We start from the raw sequence: 3003 nt of genomic DNA, 5'->3' as shown, positions 1-3003 counted from the left end.
ACATAGTGCCATTATTTTAAGTAAGTTAATCGATATCAGTCTTGTTGATTCGTTTATACCAGGAGCAAGCACATCAACCCAAAATCCAGAAAATAAGTATAAAACAATAAACAAAAATGATGACATAATCACAAACAATAAAAAAATACACCACTTAAATTTTTATATAAAGGAATAAAGGCAGAGTTTAAACTGTCGCTAATCATAAAATTAATTGGTACAAGCGTTCCGGACTGTGCAATCCGATATGCACCATTGATTTCGCCAGTTCCAAAAAATTTGGACATCAAAATTTCTCTAAAGAGCCCTAACCCTTTAGACAATACATTCCCGCTAAGAATTTGGCCTATAGCTTTTTTCATTTTTTAGTCATCATTCAATGTTTATCATTAATTATCTGACAATATTTATCCACAGCATATGTTAGTGTATTTCTTTCTTCAATATAAGACTCTTTAATATCAGATTTAGATTTAAACAACGTAATTAGCAAATTGGAAACTTCGCTATGGTTATTAGTGTCAACTTTTTTTAACTTACCAGACTCTGCAAACGTTAAATGTTTAGAAATTATAGCAGGTATACCTACACTCATAGCCTCTAAAACATTTAAAGGTAATCCTTCAACACGTTTAGTTAAAAATAAGAACGCATCTGCACACGAAAGAACTTCGACTAATTCTTTCCGTTCTAGAGCCCCAAGGAATATAACATTTTGCTCAATTCCAAAGTCTCTTGCTAATTTTTCCAAGTTATCTCGTTCGGGCCCATCACCGCAAATGAGGTAATAGGAATTTTCAACTTTATTGTTAAAGGCTTTAAATGCTGATAGGTTATTATCTACTCCTTTCTCTAAATGAAGTCTTGATGCTGAAACAACAATAAAAGCATCTTTATCAATATCTAACTTACTAAGTATTCTCTCTTTTAGAGCCTTGCTGTACTTAAATAAATCAGTGTCAATACCATTTTCAATCTTAATAACTTTATTAGCATTAACAATTCTAGCTGTAGGTGCTTTTTTCATGCTAGTTTCGACAGAATCACCTATCGCAACAATATAATCAAATTTATTATATGCAAAACTATCTTTAAAAAACCATAAAATATTTTTAACCGATGCACACCATTTCTTTAATGAAAATGATTTCATCTTTGAAACAAACTCATCATAAGATGTACCATGTGCTTGCATTATAAATTTTGTATTTTTAAAATTATTTTTATATTTCAAACAAGAAAAACCAGCAGCACTGATACTTATTACAGCATGGATATTCTTTCCCATATTACTACGAAGATATTCGGCTGTTCCAACCCACCATGCTTTATTATATTTCCCTGCTATAGTGTTACTAATTGGAACGACCTTTAAATGCCCATGAATATTATCATATCTTGCCCCCTCAGGTAACACAGTTGTGAGCACTGTAATTTGGTAACCTTTATTTGCCAATGCACAACATAAATCCCAGCATACAACCTCCATCCCCCCTATATTATGCATAGGAAGTGAACGCGTAAGGATAATAATTTCATTTTTCATTGATTAACCTTTCATATTCCTGCTCTAATAAAAAGCTTTGCTTATCAAGATCAAATTTTTCACACATCAATTTTCGAGCATTCTTGCCTAAAGTATTTCTCAAATTTTCATTCTGAATTAAAAATTTAATTCTTTCTCCCAATGCGTTAATATCTTTTTCATCAATAAGGTAACCCGTTACTTCATCTCTAATAGCCTCAGGTATCCCTGCATGATATGTACCTATAACTGGAACTTGGTTAGCAGAGGCTTCCAGAATAACCGTTGGCAGTCCCTCTGAATCACCACTTTTTGCTGTTACACTTGGCACAATTAACATTGAAGAGGTTTTGACAAGATTCATTACTTGTTCGTGCGGTATTTCCCCTAACATCTTGATGTGTCTATCAAGACCAAGACTTTCAATTTTCCCTTTTAATTCGTTAAACAAAGGACCATCACCAACAATATTGACAACAAACCCATCTAAATGATTTTCAATCTTTTTTATCGCATCAATTAGATATGTAGTCCCTTTTTTTTCAACTAATCTAGCTATATGTAATATTGTTCTGTCTTTATTTGAATCAACAAAATTGTGGTCTATTTTTATACCAATGTAATGCTTAATGGTTTTTTCTTCTGGAAAACCATTTGAAATAGCCTTTTCTCTTATGTAATCAGAAACACATAAAAAAAGGTCACCATTATTTTTTAATTTCCCTGAATAAAGACTATAATTTATCCAAGACGGAGAACCTGAACGTAAAAAATCCATTCTTTTTGTTGTCACATCAAATCCATGAAGTGTTGTTACTAGTGGTATTTTTAACGTTTTTGCTAGAGGTAATGCATACAACGAATCAATTGCAAAATGCGCATGTATTAAATGCAGCTCTAGGTCTTTTACCAATCTTAAGTATGGATAAGGATCATTAAAGACAACATTCCATATCTCTTTTTCTCTAATACATTTCCCCTTCAGATCCGAAATAACCATATCCATATTATTAGAAGAATTAGTCCCTAATCTTTTTCTACCTAAATAAACAATATTGTAATTGACAATTGAATTTGCCTGATTTGTTATGAAAGATTCAGAGTTTTTAAACAGTTGGTTTCTAAAAATCGCAATTTTTTTCATATTTTTCTTTAATGTAATAGAAGTTAGTAAGCACCATCTTTCTTTAAAACAACACCAATAGTCTTAAATAAAATTGCAATATCATTCCACATCGACCAGTTTTTAACATACCATGCATCTAAATAGACACGGGTTTCATAATCAACATCACTTCGCCCACTTACCTGCCATAGTCCCGTCATCCCTGGTTTACTAAGAAGATAATAATCAACCTCTTCATTATAGCGCTCTAATTCTGCAGTAATGATAGGTCTTGGCCGGCTTTGTTGAATAAATCGAACTTTTGCTGAGTTGAAGGATCAGATCACGCATCTTCCCGACAACGCAGACCGTT

Annotated in this window: 2 protein-coding genes and 1 pseudogene; all 3 read right to left on the bottom strand. The window is 32.3% G+C overall.

The window, feature by feature from the left end; genetic code table 11:
• Positions 1–376: 376 nt before the first annotated feature.
• Positions 377–1546, bottom strand: coding sequence for a glycosyltransferase family 4 protein (locus KHQ23_RS26265; RefSeq protein ID WP_040174446.1), 1170 nt, complete (start codon positions 1544–1546; stop codon positions 377–379).
• Positions 1536–2669, bottom strand: coding sequence for a glycosyltransferase (locus KHQ23_RS26260; RefSeq protein WP_032442099.1), 1134 nt, complete (start codon positions 2667–2669; stop codon positions 1536–1538). The genes KHQ23_RS26265 and KHQ23_RS26260 overlap by 11 nt, the downstream gene beginning before the upstream one ends.
• Positions 2670–2692: 23 nt before the next feature.
• Positions 2693–2926: pseudogene (locus KHQ23_RS26255) on the bottom strand (sugar transferase); the annotation flags it as partial.
• Between the last annotated feature and the right edge of the window lie 77 nt (positions 2927–3003).

This window comes from Klebsiella sp. 64 (assembly GCF_018223915.1).
Lineage (GTDB): Bacteria > Pseudomonadota > Gammaproteobacteria > Enterobacterales > Enterobacteriaceae > Klebsiella > Klebsiella pneumoniae.
This window is presented reverse-complemented; position numbering and strand designations above follow the sequence as displayed.